The organism is Bacillus sp. AR13-1, assembly GCF_008042285.1.
In the GTDB taxonomy this organism is placed as follows: domain Bacteria; phylum Bacillota; class Bacilli; order Bacillales; family Bacillaceae_G; genus Bacillus_A; species Bacillus_A mycoides.
This window is the reverse complement of sequence record NZ_QNUA01000010.1, coordinates 373,701-387,826: the sequence shown is the minus strand read 5'-3', so window position 1 is coordinate 387,826 and position 14,126 is coordinate 373,701. Positions and strand designations below refer to the sequence as shown.

The following is a 14,126-nucleotide window of genomic DNA, read 5'->3' as shown; positions in this document are numbered from 1 at the left end:
GAGTGAATGTTGAGGAAGTTTGGAGCTAAGCTATTATTTGCTTGCTTCCTTTTCTTTTCTTTACCGATTGTTGTACAAGCTTCTCCTATAGAAACAAACGTCGTTGATCAACAATTGGATAAGCTCGGAATTGAAGATGTGAAGCAATTTTGGGACGGGCTTGTTACAAAGTATGGAGGCTATTTACCAGAGAGTCAAAAAGGAAGCTTTATGGAGTTTGTAAAGGGAGAAAAAGAGTTCTCCATAAAAGAGTGGATGATAGGTCTACTAAAATATTTATTTCATGAGCTTGTTGCAAATGGAAAGTTACTTGGAACGCTCATTATGCTCACGATTTTCAGTGCATTGTTGCAATCGTTGCAATCTGCTTTTTCAAAGAGTAGCGTGAGTAAAATCGCTGATGCAGTCGTATACATGGTACTTATTATTTTCGCTTTAAATAGTTTTTATGTCGTCATGACATATGCAAGAGAGACGATACAAACAATGGTAGATTTCATACTAGCGTTATTACCAATTTTACTCGCACTCATAGCAACAGGCGGCGGTGTTGTTTCTGTATCGTTTTTTCATCCGATTATCATTTTCTTAATGAATACGAGTGGGCTTCTTATGAACTATATCGTTCTACCACTTTTATTACTTGCAACTATATTAAGTATTGTAAGCACGATGAGTGATCAATATAAAGTTACGAAATTGTCCAAGCTTTTGCAAAACGTTAGTGTTGGGATTATTGGTATCTTTTTGACGGTTTTTTTAGGCGTATTATCTGTACAGGGAACAGCGTCAGCCGTTGCTGATGGTATAGCTGTGAAAACGGCTAAATTTGTAACAGGAAACTTCATTCCTGTAGTAGGAAGGATGTTTACTGAGGCGGCGGATACTGTTATTAGTGCATCTGGATTATTAAAAAACACAGTCGGAATTATCGGGCTCGTTATTTTATGCTTAATTGTCGCTTTCCCAGCGATTCAAATTTTTTGTATCGCGTTTATTTATAAATTCGCAGCAGCAGTATTGCAACCGGTAGGCGGAGGAGCAATTATTCAATGTTTAGATATCATTGGCCGAAGTATCATTTACGTATTTGCTTGCTTAGCTATCGTATCATTTATGTTCTTTTTAAGTATCACAATTATTATTGCTGCCGGGAACATTACTCTCATGATGCGGTAGGAGGTGAAGAGTATGCAATTTGTTACAGAGTGGATTAGAAATATTATCGTTTTTTTACTCTTAGCGACAATGCTTCATCTTATTCTTCCAAATTCAAATTTGCAAAAGTACGTTAAATTCGTTGTAAGTCTATTGTTAGTCGTATTAATTTTAACGCCTCTATTTAAGTTGTTACAAACAGATGTAAATGAAGTTATCGCAAATTTCAATGAGGAAAAGTACGTAGCAGATGGATCTGTAAAAAATTCGATAGATTCGAAGAAAAAAGAAATACAAGCTCTAACACGTGCATATAGTTTAGAAGAGATGGCTACCAAAATGAAAAAAGACGTAGGAAAAGAGTTTGAGAAAAAGTATGGTATGACAGTCTCTGAAATACAAATAGTCGCAGTGGAACATGCAGAAGAAGTAAAGTCAGCGAAAGATATTCAATCTGTTGTTGTGACGTTGAAAGAAAAAGAACGTAGTAAAAATGATGCAATCGAAACAGTAAAGCCAATTGAAATTAATATGAAAGAACCTCCAAAAAAAATAGAAGAAACGAATGTAGAAATGAAAGATTTCTTTTCAAGCAGGTGGCAACTAGAGGATAAACAAATCCAAGTTCAGATGGAAGGGAGGACAGGTAGCGTAAATGGACAATAAAGATAAAAATTCGAGGTTCTCATTTTTTCGAAACTTATTAAATGGGGATGGAAAAGAAAGTAATGAGAAGGGGAAAAAGGTAACACCTAAGTTTTTGCTTGTCCTACTCATACTTGGGATTGCGCTTATGTTTTCTAGTAATTTCTTATCACCTAAAAAAGAAGAAGTGCCTGTGTTTAAAGAAAAGACAAGTCAAAGCCAAGATAAAGATGTACCAACTTTCGGTCAAAAAAACAATGATAATATGTCAAATGTAGAAAAATACGAAAAAGCGTATGAACAAGAATTGAAAGCTTCTTTAGAAGAGATAGCCGGAGTAAAAGATGTAACTATTAAAGTGAACTTAGATTCATCTGAAGAAAAAATACTCGAGAAAAATACAGTAAAACGTTCACAAACGACAGGTGAAACTGATAAAGCAGGCGGGAAAAGGGAAGTAGAAGACGAGTCTCTTGATGAAAAGACAGTCATTATACGTGAAGGTGATAAAGAAACTCCAATTGTTTTGCGAACAGAGAAACCGAAAGTACGAGGTGTTCTGGTCGTAGCAAAGGGAGTGGATAATATACAAATAAAAGCAATGGTAAAAGAAGCTGTGACGCGATTATTAGATGTACCAGCTCATCGCGTTTCAGTATCACCGAAAAATTGATAGGGAGGAAATAAAGTGTTAAAAAAACAAACGGTTTGGCTATTAACGATGTTAAGTTTAGTGGTTGTACTATCTGTTTATTACGTAACAACTCCTGATAAAATGAATACAGCAGCACCGGCAACGGGTGAAAAGATGGGACAAGAAAAGCAAGGTGTTGATAAAGCAGTTACAAAAGAAACAACGAAAGAAACTACAAATAAAGAGACAACAAAAGAAAATACAAGCAAGGAAACTACAAATAAAGAAACAGACAAAAAAGAGAATGACAAAAAAGAAACAAGTAAAAAAGAGGCTAGCGTAACAGTTCAATCAAGCGATGAGAATTTTACAGCGCTACGTATGCAAATGGAAGATCAGCGTAGTGTAGAGAAAGAAAAGTTACAAAATGTAATGAAGTCATCAAAATCTTCAGCAGAAGAAAAGAGTAAAGCGAAAGATAATCTTGATGCAATCACTACGATGGAAACGAAGCAACAATTACTTGAGACAGTGATTAAATCTCAAGGCGGATATAAGGATGCTCTTGTAAGAGCTGATGGAACGGACATTAAAGTAACAGTTAAATCGGCAAAGCATTCACAAAAAGAAGCGAATAAAATTATTCAGCTCGTAAGAAGTGAAGGTGGTTCAAAAGATGTAGGTGTGAAATTTGATCCATCAGTAAAATAAATTGAAATTATAATAGGTGTTGCTGCTTCAAATTAGATAAAAGAATAATAGAAAAAAGCTATCGTTTTCGATAGCTTTTTTCTATTTCATCTTTGCAGTTGTATTTAGTATTTTCAATTGGAAACGGGGAAATACGCTGTGAGTAAAAGATTAATGGTTCGTGATGATGGTGATTAGTTTTTCCAGATTTGACGTGAATGAAGAGGACCAATGTCCAAATCACTACGGCAGGCAAGAACAGGATGAGCCATATCATATGTCCGCACCTCACTACAATAAATTTGCTACACTTTGAACATACTATTCTTTTATGAAGGAAGAATGAACGGCGCGTAAACAAAAAAATAATATTTGGTAAAAATATGTTTTTTTACCGTAGATAAAATGAAGAATGCTGAGGGAATTACGTTTTTACACTTTGCAGTTTTGAAAAAGTAAAGAATGTTTTTTAGGAAGTGGTCTTGCCAATTTCGTGTGAAACTTGGTATTATTACTAGGTAATAATTTTTTAGTGGAATAATATTTTTACAGGAATTTCGATTTATAATAAAGAAATATAAATTGGAATGTTTAAAAAATTTAGCGTAAGATGGGAATAGTAAATATTTCTATTAGTAAATGTCATAGGAATAAATTTTCTAATAGAATGCATCGTATTTTTACAGTAAATCAGTTTGATGCCAATCTGTAAAAACGGGACAAACAAGAGTATGGGAGTGGATTTTACATGTTTAAAATTCAAGAAGTTCGTGAATTAATTAAATTAATTGATAGCTCTAATATTGATGAATTTGAATACAAAAAAGACGGTACAACAATCAAAATGAAAAAACGTGGTAATGAAGTAGTTACTGTGCAAGCACCGGTAACGAAACAGGTAGTACAGCCAGCAGCATCTGTCGAAGTAGAAACAGCAGTAGCGGCAGCGCAAGTAGAAGCGCCAAAACAAGAAGAGAAGACAGCTGTTCAAAATGAAAACCTACATAAAATCACATCACCGATGGTAGGGACATTTTATTCCTCTTCTTCGCCTGATACACCTCAATATGTAAGTGTTGGGGACAGAGTATCGAAAGATTCTATCGTATGTATTGTTGAGGCTATGAAATTATTTAACGAAATTGACGCAGATGTAGAGGGCGAAATTGTTGAAATTCTTGTTAATAATGGACAGCTTGTTGAGTATGGACAACCGCTATTTCTTGTAAAAGCGTAATAAGGGAGTCTTTGTGATGATAAAAAAAGTATTAATAGCCAATCGTGGGGAAATTGCTGTACGAATTATTCGTGCTTGTAAAGAAATGGATATTGAAACAGTTGCAATTTATTCAGAAGCAGACAAAGAGTCACTTCATGTGCAAATTGCAGATGAAGCGTATTGTGTTGGACCAACGATTTCAAAAGAAAGCTATTTAAATTTGACGAACATTATTAGTGTTGCGAAATTAACAGGTTGTGATGCAATTCATCCGGGATATGGATTTTTAGCAGAGAATGCAGATTTTGCAGAATTATGCCGTGAGTGTAACTTGATTTTTATCGGTCCAAGCCCAGAAGCCATTTCAAAGATGGGCACAAAAGACGTTGCACGTGATACAATGAAAGAAGCAGGGGTTCCGATTGTACCAGGTTCACAAGGGATTATTAAAAATACCGAAGAAGCGATCGAGCTTGCTAATCAACTTGGATATCCAGTTATCATTAAAGCGACTGCAGGTGGCGGCGGAAAAGGTATTCGTGTTGCGCGCCATGAAGAAGAGCTTGTAAAAGGAATTCAAATTACACAGCAAGAAGCCAGTACCGCTTTTGGGAACCCTGGTGTATACTTGGAGAAGTACGTTGAAGATTTCCGCCATGTTGAGATTCAAATAATGGCAGATACACATGGAAATGCCATTCATTTAGGAGAGCGTGATTGTACAATTCAGCGCCGTCTGCAAAAACTATTAGAAGAAAGTCCATCACCTGCACTTGATGAGAATATTCGCAAGCAAATGGGTGAGGCAGCAGTTAAAGCGGCGGTAGCGGTTGATTATACAGGTGCTGGTACGGTTGAGTTTATTTATGAATATAAAACGAAAAGCTTTTATTTCATGGAGATGAATACGAGAATCCAAGTTGAACATCCAGTTACTGAAATGGTAACAGGGATGGATTTAATTAAAGAACAAATTCTTGTTGCTTCGGGAGAAAAGTTATCGTTACAGCAAGAAGAAGTACAATTTAATGGTTGGGCAATGGAATGTCGAATTAATGCGGAAAACCCTGCCAAAAAATTTATGCCATCTCCAGGTAAAGTAGAAATGTACTTACCACCAGGCGGATTTGGTATTCGCGTCGATTCAGCTGTATATCCGGGATATTCAATACCACCTTTCTATGATTCGATGGTTGCTAAATTAATTGTTCACGGAAAAACACGTGAAGAGGCAATTGCAAAAATGAAGCGAGCGCTCAGTGAGTTTGTCATTGAAGGCGTACATACAACAATCCCGTTCCATTTGCAATTGCTAGAGCATCCTGATTTTGTAAAAGGTGAGTTTAACACGAAATTTTTGGAAGAGCATGAACTTGTGACGCAGTGATACATTAAAGGAGGTTTTTTTCATGGCTGAACATATGTTAGATATGGGTCAAGATACAACTCTTGGAAAAGTAGAAATTGCACCAGAAGTAATCGAAGTAATTGCAGGTATTGCAGCTGCTGAAGTAGAAGGTGTAGCGGCAATGCGTGGTAATTTTGCTACAGATGTTGTTGAGAAGTTAGGTAAGAAAAATCATGGTAAAGGTGTAAAGGTTGAATTAGCAAACGAAGATATTATTGTTGACCTTTATGTTGTGATGTATTTTGGTGTAGCGATTCCGGTTGTTGCACAAAAAATTCAAGACAATATTCGCCAAGCACTCTTTACAATGACAGGACTTGAGCCAAAAGAAGTGAACGTTCACATCGTTGGCGTAACATTCGAAACACAAAAAACAGAAATCGAACCAGTGTAAGAGTGGAAAAAGGTGCCTAGTAAAATAGGCATCTTTTTTATCGTTTCATTTCTTCACAAATTAAAACCCTCTAATTATTATACTATTTCAAAAAAAAAGAAAAATAAAACGGTATGTTTCATTTTTCCAAAAAACGTACATTGTGATAAGATATGGAACTTGAAGTTAATCTTTTTATTATTTTTCAGCCTTGTACCCCGTGTGTGAAACGATAAATTGTGTTATTATCATTGTATTATAAGGTTGGAAAATCAATGAAAACTGCAAGAGTAAGTGAATTGACGGCTTATAAATTATAATAATATAACAAAACATAAGGAAAGACTTGAAGTATAAAGGAGAGTTACAATGAAACGTAGGACGGCTAGAGAAAGAGCAATGCAAGCATTATACCAAATGGATATTACAGGTGAATTAGAACCGAAAGTAGCGGTGGAAAATACGCTAGATGAAGGCGAAGAAACAAATGAGTTTCTAGAATCACTTGTTGTAGGATTTGTAGACAACAAAGAAGAGATTGACGCAGCAATTCGTCAAAATTTAAAAAAGTGGAAGCTTGAGCGTATTAGTATTGTTGATCGCAGTATTTTACGTGTAGCTGTGTGTGAGATGAAATACATGGAAGAAATTCCGCACAATGTAACAATTAACGAAGCAATTGAAATCGCAAAAACATTTGGGGATGAGGAATCTCGTCGTTTTATTAACGGCGTTTTATCTAATATAAAAGATACACTGTAATTTCTTTAAGGGGGAAACTTAAAATGGTAGCAGTAATCATCAAAGGAAATGAAGTTGCGGAGAAAAAACGAGCACAATTAAAAGAAAAAGTTGTGAAGTTAAAAGAGCAAGGGATTGTACCAGGATTAGCAGTTATTTTAGTTGGAGAAGATCCAGCATCTCGTTCTTATGTAAAAGGAAAAGAAAAAGGCTGTGAGCAAGTAGGAATCTATTCAGAGCTAATAGAACTTCCTGAAACGATTACTGAGGAGCGTTTGCTTGCTGAAATCGATCGCTTAAATGGAGACGACCGCATTAATGGTATATTGGTACAATTACCTTTACCAAAACATATTGAAGAAAAAGCTATCATTGAAAGAATTTCACCGGAAAAGGATGTAGATGGATTTCACCCAATCAGCGTAGGACGTATGATGACGGGACAAGACACATTCCTTCCATGTACACCGCATGGCATTTTAGAATTAGTAAAAGAAACGAATCTTGATATTTCTGGAAAGCATGTTGTTGTAATTGGAAGAAGTAATATTGTTGGTAAACCAGTGGGGCAACTGTTTTTAAATGAAAATGCAACTGTCACATATTGTCATTCTAAGACGCAAAATATAAAAGAATTATCGAAGTTAGCTGATATTTTAATCGTAGCCGTTGGACGACCGAAAATGGTAACAGCTGACTATATTAAAGAGGGTGCGGTTGTAATTGATGTTGGTGTTAACCGTTTAGAAACAGGCAAACTTTGTGGTGATGTTGATTTTGACAATGTATTAGACGTTGCAGGTTACATTACGCCTGTGCCAAAAGGAGTCGGCCCAATGACTATTACAATGCTTCTTCACAACACTGTGGAGTCTGCAAAGCGTGCAGGTGTTGTTTGTCAATAATTTGAATCGGCTATGAGGAGAGAGAAATGGAGAAACAATATTTAACCGTTACAGCATTAACACGCTATATTAAAACAAAAATAGAGTATGATCCGCATTTACAGTCTGTTTGGTTAAAAGGAGAAATTTCCAACTTTAAATATCATAGTCGTGGTCATATGTATTTTACATTGAAAGATGAAAATGCAAGAATTGCAGCGGTTATGTTTGCGGGTCATAATCGTAACATTAAATTCAGACCGGAAAATGGAATGAAAGTACTTGTAAAAGGAAAGATTTCTGTTTATGAGGCGAGTGGTTCTTATCAAATTTATATTCAAGACATGCAGCCTGACGGAATTGGAAACTTGCATTTAGCTTATGAGCAATTAAAAGTTCGTTTAGAGGAAGAGGGCTTGTTTTCTCAAGTTTATAAAAAAATAATTCCTCCGTATGCTAAAACAATAGGTGTAATCACGTCGCCAACAGGAGCAGCAATTCGCGATATTATAACAACAATTAAACGTCGTTATCCAATTGGAAATGTTATTGTGTTTCCTGTACTTGTACAAGGGGAGTCAGCAGCTCCCTCGATTGTACAAGCAATTCGTACAGCGAATGAAATGGGAGATATTGATGTTTTAATTGTTGGGCGTGGTGGAGGCTCTATTGAAGAATTATGGGCCTTTAATGAGGAAGTAGTTGCAAGAGAAATTTTCACAAGTGAGATTCCGATTATTTCGGCTGTAGGCCATGAAACAGATTTTACAATCGCAGATTTTGTCGCGGATTTACGTGCACCAACACCGACTGCAGCAGCTGAGTTGGCGGTACCTAATACTATAGAGTTACAAGAAAAGGTATTACAAAGAACTCTGAGATTGCAAAGAGCAATGAGAGAGAGAGTACATAAAAAAGAAGAAAAACTGCAAGTGTTACAAAAATCTTATGCGTTCCGTTATCCAAGGCAAGTGTACGAGCAAAAAGAAGAGCAGTTAGACAGGGCTCTTGAACAACTTGTTTTAGCGAAAGAGCGTTATATAGATAAAAAAGTAAATCAATTAAAGCAACTTTCATTTTATTTAGAAAAGCACCACCCATCTCAAAAAATTATACAAACGAAAACGGCAATTGAAACGTTGCAAAAGCAGTTGCAACGTGAAATGCAAACATTACTTCAAACGAAGGAGTTCGTATTTGTGAGAGCGGCTCAAAAGCTTGAGGTATTAAGCCCGCTTAAAGTAATGATGAGAGGGTATGGGCTTGTATACGATGAAGAGAAACAAGTATTAAAAAGCGTGAAAGATGTTAGCCTTGGAGATGCTGTTTCGGTTCAATTACAAGATGGAATACTAGATTGTAGTGTATCAAGCATAGAGGAGCGTGAATTGAATAATGGAAAATAAGTTAAGCTTTGAAGAAGCAATTTCGCAGCTTGAGCATCTCGTTTCTAAGCTTGAACAAGGTGATGTACCTTTAGAGGAAGCAATTTCTTATTTTAAGGAAGGCATGGAATTATCTAAGCTTTGTGATGAGAAATTGAAAGATGTACAAGAACAAATGGCAGTTATCCTTGGGGAAGATGGAGAGCTTAAACCGTTTACTGCTTTAGGAGATGAGGCATAGTGACACATATAGCTTTTGATGCTTTTTTGAAAGAGAGTAAAACTTTCGTAGAAGAAAAGCTTGTAAGCTATGCAAATGAATTACAATGTCCAAATGTGCTTCGTGAAGCGATGGCATATTCTTTGGAAGCGGGTGGGAAACGTCTCCGCCCGTTACTTTTATTTGCAACGTTACAAGCGTTTGGGAAAGAAAGAAATCTTGGAGTGGGTGCAGCTTGTGCCCTTGAAATGATTCATACATATTCGTTAATTCATGATGATTTACCTTGTATGGATGATGATGATCTAAGACGAGGAAAGCCTACAAATCATAAAGTATTTGGTGAAGCAATGGCAGTTTTAGCGGGAGATGGTTTGTTGACATATGCTTTTCAAGTTATTATGGCATATGAGCAAAAAGAAATCTCTGCTGAAAAAAAAGTAAGACTTGTACTTGAGCTTGCGAAAGCAGCAGGACCTGAAGGAATGGTTGCTGGACAAGTGGCAGATATGGAAGCTGAAGGAAAACGACTTACAATTAATGAATTAGAGTACATTCATAATCATAAGACAGGTAAACTGCTTGAGTTTGCTGTACTTGCAGGCGCGATACTTTCTGATGCTACAGAAGAGCAAGAAGAGAAGTTACTTGCATTTGCGAAATATATCGGTCTAGCTTTCCAAATTAGAGATGATATTTTGGATGTAGAAGGAACAGAAGAAGAGATTGGAAAACCGATTGGTAGTGATGCTTCCAACGAGAAGAGCACATATACGACGTTATTTACTGTAGATAGAGCAAAATCTATTTTAGAGGAGAAAATTGCAAAAGCAAAAGCTTCTATTAGCTCCTTACAATTACAAGATGAATATTTACTATCTATTTGTGATTTAATCGCAAAACGTAATAACTAATATAACAGCGTTTCCATTTGTTGAGTCATTCATCATTTTATGATATAAATGTAGGAAAAGGTTTTTCTTTTCTTGTTATTGGCAAAAATATATGTAGATTACATTGCCGTTATCACTTCGTGTTAGCGGCTATTTTTTTCATCACGTAAAGAAATATGATGTATAATATGATAAGTGAAAAAATGGAAGTGTTTTCTGAAAGCAGGACAAGATAAAAAGAATAGAAAAGATAATTTCTTGTGTTGTGTAAATGTTTCTTATAATATTTGACATGTTGACAGATTATGAAATGAAAGTGAGTGATCCATGTGGATCTAACGCAAATTCAAAACCCTAGTTTTTTGAAAGATATGTCTATCAGTGAACTAGAGGGGTTGAGTGAGGATATTCGTAAGTTTTTAATTGAAGAGCTCTCTCAAACAGGTGGACATATTGCACCTAATTTAGGTGTAGTAGAACTCACAATTGCTCTGCATAAATTATTTGATAGTCCGAAAGATAAGTTTTTATGGGACGTAGGACATCAATCCTATGTACATAAAATTTTAACAGGGCGTGCGAAAGAATTCGGCACATTAAGGCAATACCAAGGTCTATGCGGTTTTCCAAAACGCTGTGAGAGTGAGCATGATGTTTGGGAAACTGGTCATAGTTCAACGTCGTTATCTGCTGCAATGGGAATGGCTCTAGCACGTGATTTAAAGAAAACGGAAGAATACGTTATACCAATCATTGGCGATGGTGCATTAACAGGCGGAATGGCTTTAGAGGCATTGAACCACATTGGGCATGAAAAAACGGACATGATTGTTATTTTGAATGACAATGAAATGTCAATTGCACCAAACGTCGGTGCACTTCATAATGTACTTGGTCGTTTACGTACCGCAGGGAAGTACCATTGGGTAAAAGATGAACTAGAGTATATATTGAAGAAAATCCCAGCAGTCGGCGGGAAAGTTGCTGCGACAGCAGAGAAAATAAAAGATAGTCTAAAATATTTACTAGTATCAGGCGTCTTTTTTGAAGAATTAGGCTTTACATATTTAGGTCCGGTCGATGGGCATGATTATGAAAAGTTATTCGAAACGTTGCAATATGCAAAGAAAACAAAAGGCCCAGTACTTGTTCATGTTATTACGAAAAAAGGAAAAGGTTATAAACCAGCTGAAAGTGACGTTATTGGAACTTGGCATGGAACAGGATCGTATAAAATTGAGTCAGGTGACTTCGTTAAACCGAAAGAAGTTGCACCAGCATGGAGTGCTGTTGTTAGTGAAACAGTGCTTAAGCTAGCGAGAACGGATGAACGTATCGTTGCAATTACGCCTGCAATGCCTGTTGGATCGAAACTTGAGAAATTCCAAAAAGAATTTCCGGATCGAATGATTGATGTAGGTATTGCAGAGCAGCATGCTACAACAATGGCAGCTGGTATGGCAACACAAGGGATGAAGCCGTTCTTAGCAATTTATTCAACATTTTTACAAAGAGCATATGACCAAGTTGTTCATGATATTTGTCGCCAGAATTTAAACGTTTTTATTGGAATAGATCGCTCTGGATTAGTAGGAGCAGACGGTGAAACGCATCAAGGTGTATTTGACATCGCGTTTTTACGTCACTTGCCGAATATGGTGCTTATGATGCCGAAAGATGAAAATGAAGGTCAACATTTAGTATATACAGCGATGCAATACGAAGATGGGCCGATTGCTTTACGTTATGCACGCGGAAATGGACTTGGCGTTCAAATGGATGAAGAATTAAAGGCGATTCCAATCGGTACATGGGAAACGTTAAAAGAAGGCACACAAGCAGCAATTTTAACGTTTGGTACGACAATCCCGATGGCAATGGAAGCAGCTGAGCGTCTTGAACAAGCTGGAATATCAGTGAAAGTAGTGAATGCTCGCTTTATTAAGCCGATGGACGAAGCATATTTACATGAGCTTTTAGGGAAAAATATACCGATTTTAACGATTGAAGAGGCTTGTTTAATCGGTGGCTTTGGAACGGGAGTAGTTGAATTTGCTTCTGAGAACGGATACCATAGTGCTTTAATTGAACGAATGGGTATTCCTGATCGCTTCATAGAGCATGGTAGTGTAACAAAACTGTTAGAAGAAATTGGTTTAACAACAGATGCTGTTGTAGACCGTATTCATACAATGATTCCATCAAAACAAAAAAGGGCGTAACAAATGAGCGTAAAAAAAGAAAGAGTAGATGTACTATTAGTAGAGCGAGGACTTATAGAAACGCGTGAGAAGGCTAAACGTGCTGTTATGGCAGGTCTTGTATATGCGAATGAAATGAGACTCGATAAGCCAGGGGAGAAAATCTCACAAGATACGGAGATTACGGTGAAAGGGCAAGTCATGCCGTATGTAAGCCGTGGTGGTTATAAGCTTGAAAAGGCATTAGAAACATTTCAACTTGATTTACAAGATAAGGTTATGATAGATATTGGTTCATCAACTGGTGGTTTTACAGACTGTGCGCTTCAAAATGGGGCGAAGTTATCCTACGCATTAGATGTAGGATATAATCAACTTGCGTGGAAATTGCGTCAAGATGAGCGTGTTGTTGTGATGGAACGAACGAACTTCCGTTACGTGACACCGGCAGATTTAGAGCGTGGTTTACCGCAGTTTGCAAGTATTGATGTTTCATTTATATCATTAAGGCTTATATTGCCGGTTTTAAAAACAATGCTTATGCCAAATGGTGATGTAGCTGCATTGATTAAACCTCAGTTTGAAGCTGGACGAGAACAAGTCGGGAAAAAAGGCATTGTTCGTGATAGAAAAGTACATGAAGCTGTCGTGGAAATGATTGTCGATTTTGCCCTTAAGGAAGGCTATAATATCGAAGGTTTAACATTCTCACCAATTACAGGCGGGGATGGAAATATTGAATTTTTAATTCATCTAAAGTGGCACGGTGAGCGTGAGAATGGCGAAAATCATTCTCCGGTTTCTATTGAGCAAGTTGTTACAGAAGCACATGATGTTCTAAAACAAAAAGGGAAAGGGGAATAACATATGTTGTTCCTCTTTTTGTTGTAATCGTATAATGATTGTAAAAACAATTGTGTACAAGTAATGGATTATACGGTAACATAAATAAATGAAGTATACCAATGTTTAAACTATGGTAAGAGATAGTGTGAGGTGCAAATGTATGAATAAAGGTCAGCGCCATATTAAAATCAGGGAAATTATTGCTAACAAAGAAATTGAAACACAAGATGAACTAGTTGATATTTTACGTAATGTGGGGTTTAATGTAACGCAAGCAACAGTATCGCGCGATATTAAAGAACTGCACTTAGTGAAGGTGCCATTACATGATGGCCGCTATAAATATAGCTTGCCAGCAGATCAACGATTTAATCCGTTGCAAAAATTAAAACGAAATCTAGTGGATTCATTTGTAAAATTAGACACGGCAGGACATATGCTTGTGCTAAAAACATTGCCTGGTAACGCTCATTCACTTGGGGCACTCATTGATCATTTAGAGTGGGATGAGATTGTCGGAACCATTTGTGGTGATGATACTTGCTTAATTATTTGCCGTACACCTGAAGATACAGGTGTTGTCTCTGATCGTTTCTTAAATATGCTTTAACAGAAAAATCTTGTTTACTTTCCTCTGTAAAGTGGAAAGTAAACAAGATATTTTTATTGGCGAAAAATACGGATTTTCAAATACAATACATTATTTTTTTTGAATGAAGTTAGAAAATAGGTGGATTGACCCGTAAAACGAATGTTTGGTACAATGGAGCGGGTTAGAAGAGTAATTTATACATACAAACATATAGTATAACTATTTGAATGAAGAATA

Annotated in this window: 16 protein-coding genes; 15 read left to right on the top strand and 1 reads right to left on the bottom strand. The window is 36.5% G+C overall.

The features are described 5' to 3' along the window. Positions 1-6: 6 nt before the first annotated feature. Genes spoIIIAE through DN408_RS10085 form a run of 4 tightly spaced genes read left to right on the top strand, consistent with a single transcriptional unit; the run spans position 7 to position 3,148 of the window. The gene (spoIIIAE, locus tag DN408_RS10100; protein ID WP_002033983.1) at positions 7-1,179 is read left to right on the top strand and encodes a stage III sporulation protein AE; all 1,173 of its coding nucleotides are present in this window, start codon (positions 7-9) and stop codon (positions 1,177-1,179) included. Positions 1,180-1,191: 12 nt separating this feature from the next. After that, complete coding sequence (gene spoIIIAF, locus DN408_RS10095; RefSeq protein ID WP_002015059.1) at positions 1,192-1,824, top strand: stage III sporulation protein AF; 633 nt, start codon at positions 1,192-1,194, stop codon at positions 1,822-1,824. Next, positions 1,814-2,476: a stage III sporulation protein AG gene (gene spoIIIAG / locus DN408_RS10090; protein ID WP_002088572.1), complete on the top strand. Its 663-nt coding sequence runs from the start codon at positions 1,814-1,816 to the stop codon at positions 2,474-2,476. Before spoIIIAF ends, spoIIIAG begins: the two co-directional genes overlap by 11 nt. A 15-nt stretch (positions 2,477-2,491) precedes the next feature. Continuing rightward, a complete protein-coding gene (locus DN408_RS10085; RefSeq protein WP_002015062.1) occupies positions 2,492-3,148 on the top strand; it encodes a SpoIIIAH-like family protein in 657 nt (218 codons plus the stop codon). Between the two features lie 58 nt (positions 3,149-3,206). Here the strand turns inward: DN408_RS10085 and DN408_RS10080 are convergent, their stop codons facing one another. Beyond that, complete coding sequence (locus tag DN408_RS10080) at positions 3,207-3,404, bottom strand: hypothetical protein (protein ID WP_012261697.1); 198 nt, start codon at positions 3,402-3,404, stop codon at positions 3,207-3,209. A gap of 471 nt (positions 3,405-3,875) precedes the next feature. Here DN408_RS10080 and accB point away from each other — a divergent pair, with 471 nt between their 5' ends. The 11 genes from accB to argR all read left to right on the top strand — a co-directional run bounded on the left by accB (position 3,876) and on the right by argR (position 13,907). Continuing rightward, positions 3,876-4,364 (top strand): acetyl-CoA carboxylase biotin carboxyl carrier protein, encoded by a 489-nt coding sequence (gene accB, locus DN408_RS10075; RefSeq protein WP_002129047.1) that lies wholly within the window; start codon positions 3,876-3,878, stop codon positions 4,362-4,364. A gap of 16 nt (positions 4,365-4,380) precedes the next feature. Further along, on the top strand, positions 4,381-5,733 hold the full coding sequence (gene accC, locus DN408_RS10070) for an acetyl-CoA carboxylase biotin carboxylase subunit (protein WP_002015065.1): 1,353 nt from the start codon (positions 4,381-4,383) through the stop codon (positions 5,731-5,733). Between the two features lie 22 nt (positions 5,734-5,755). Next, a complete protein-coding gene (locus DN408_RS10065; RefSeq protein ID WP_000807630.1) occupies positions 5,756-6,148 on the top strand; it encodes an Asp23/Gls24 family envelope stress response protein in 393 nt (130 codons plus the stop codon). A gap of 348 nt (positions 6,149-6,496) precedes the next feature. Continuing rightward, positions 6,497-6,889, top strand: coding sequence for a N utilization substance protein NusB (nusB, locus tag DN408_RS10060; RefSeq protein ID WP_002067080.1), 393 nt, complete (start codon positions 6,497-6,499; stop codon positions 6,887-6,889). 23 nt (positions 6,890-6,912) lie between these two features. After that, positions 6,913-7,773: a bifunctional methylenetetrahydrofolate dehydrogenase/methenyltetrahydrofolate cyclohydrolase FolD gene (gene folD, locus DN408_RS10055; RefSeq protein ID WP_002067081.1), complete on the top strand. Its 861-nt coding sequence runs from the start codon at positions 6,913-6,915 to the stop codon at positions 7,771-7,773. 26 nt (positions 7,774-7,799) lie between these two features. Further along, positions 7,800-9,158 (top strand): exodeoxyribonuclease VII large subunit, encoded by a 1,359-nt coding sequence (xseA, locus tag DN408_RS10050; RefSeq protein ID WP_002015068.1) that lies wholly within the window; start codon positions 7,800-7,802, stop codon positions 9,156-9,158. Continuing rightward, positions 9,148-9,378: an exodeoxyribonuclease VII small subunit gene (xseB, locus tag DN408_RS10045; RefSeq protein WP_000428422.1), complete on the top strand. Its 231-nt coding sequence runs from the start codon at positions 9,148-9,150 to the stop codon at positions 9,376-9,378. The genes xseA and xseB overlap by 11 nt, the downstream gene beginning before the upstream one ends. Then, positions 9,378-10,271 (top strand): (2E,6E)-farnesyl diphosphate synthase, encoded by an 894-nt coding sequence (ispA, locus tag DN408_RS10040; RefSeq protein WP_002129045.1) that lies wholly within the window; start codon positions 9,378-9,380, stop codon positions 10,269-10,271. The genes xseB and ispA overlap by 1 nt, the downstream gene beginning before the upstream one ends. A gap of 308 nt (positions 10,272-10,579) precedes the next feature. Then, the gene (dxs, locus tag DN408_RS10035) at positions 10,580-12,472 is read left to right on the top strand and encodes a 1-deoxy-D-xylulose-5-phosphate synthase (RefSeq protein WP_002129043.1); all 1,893 of its coding nucleotides are present in this window, start codon (positions 10,580-10,582) and stop codon (positions 12,470-12,472) included. A gap of 3 nt (positions 12,473-12,475) precedes the next feature. Further along, complete coding sequence (locus tag DN408_RS10030; RefSeq protein ID WP_002015074.1) at positions 12,476-13,315, top strand: TlyA family RNA methyltransferase; 840 nt, start codon at positions 12,476-12,478, stop codon at positions 13,313-13,315. 142 nt (positions 13,316-13,457) lie between these two features. Beyond that, on the top strand, positions 13,458-13,907 hold the full coding sequence (gene argR / locus DN408_RS10025; protein WP_002015076.1) for an arginine repressor ArgR: 450 nt from the start codon (positions 13,458-13,460) through the stop codon (positions 13,905-13,907). Positions 13,908-14,126 lie beyond the last annotated feature (219 nt).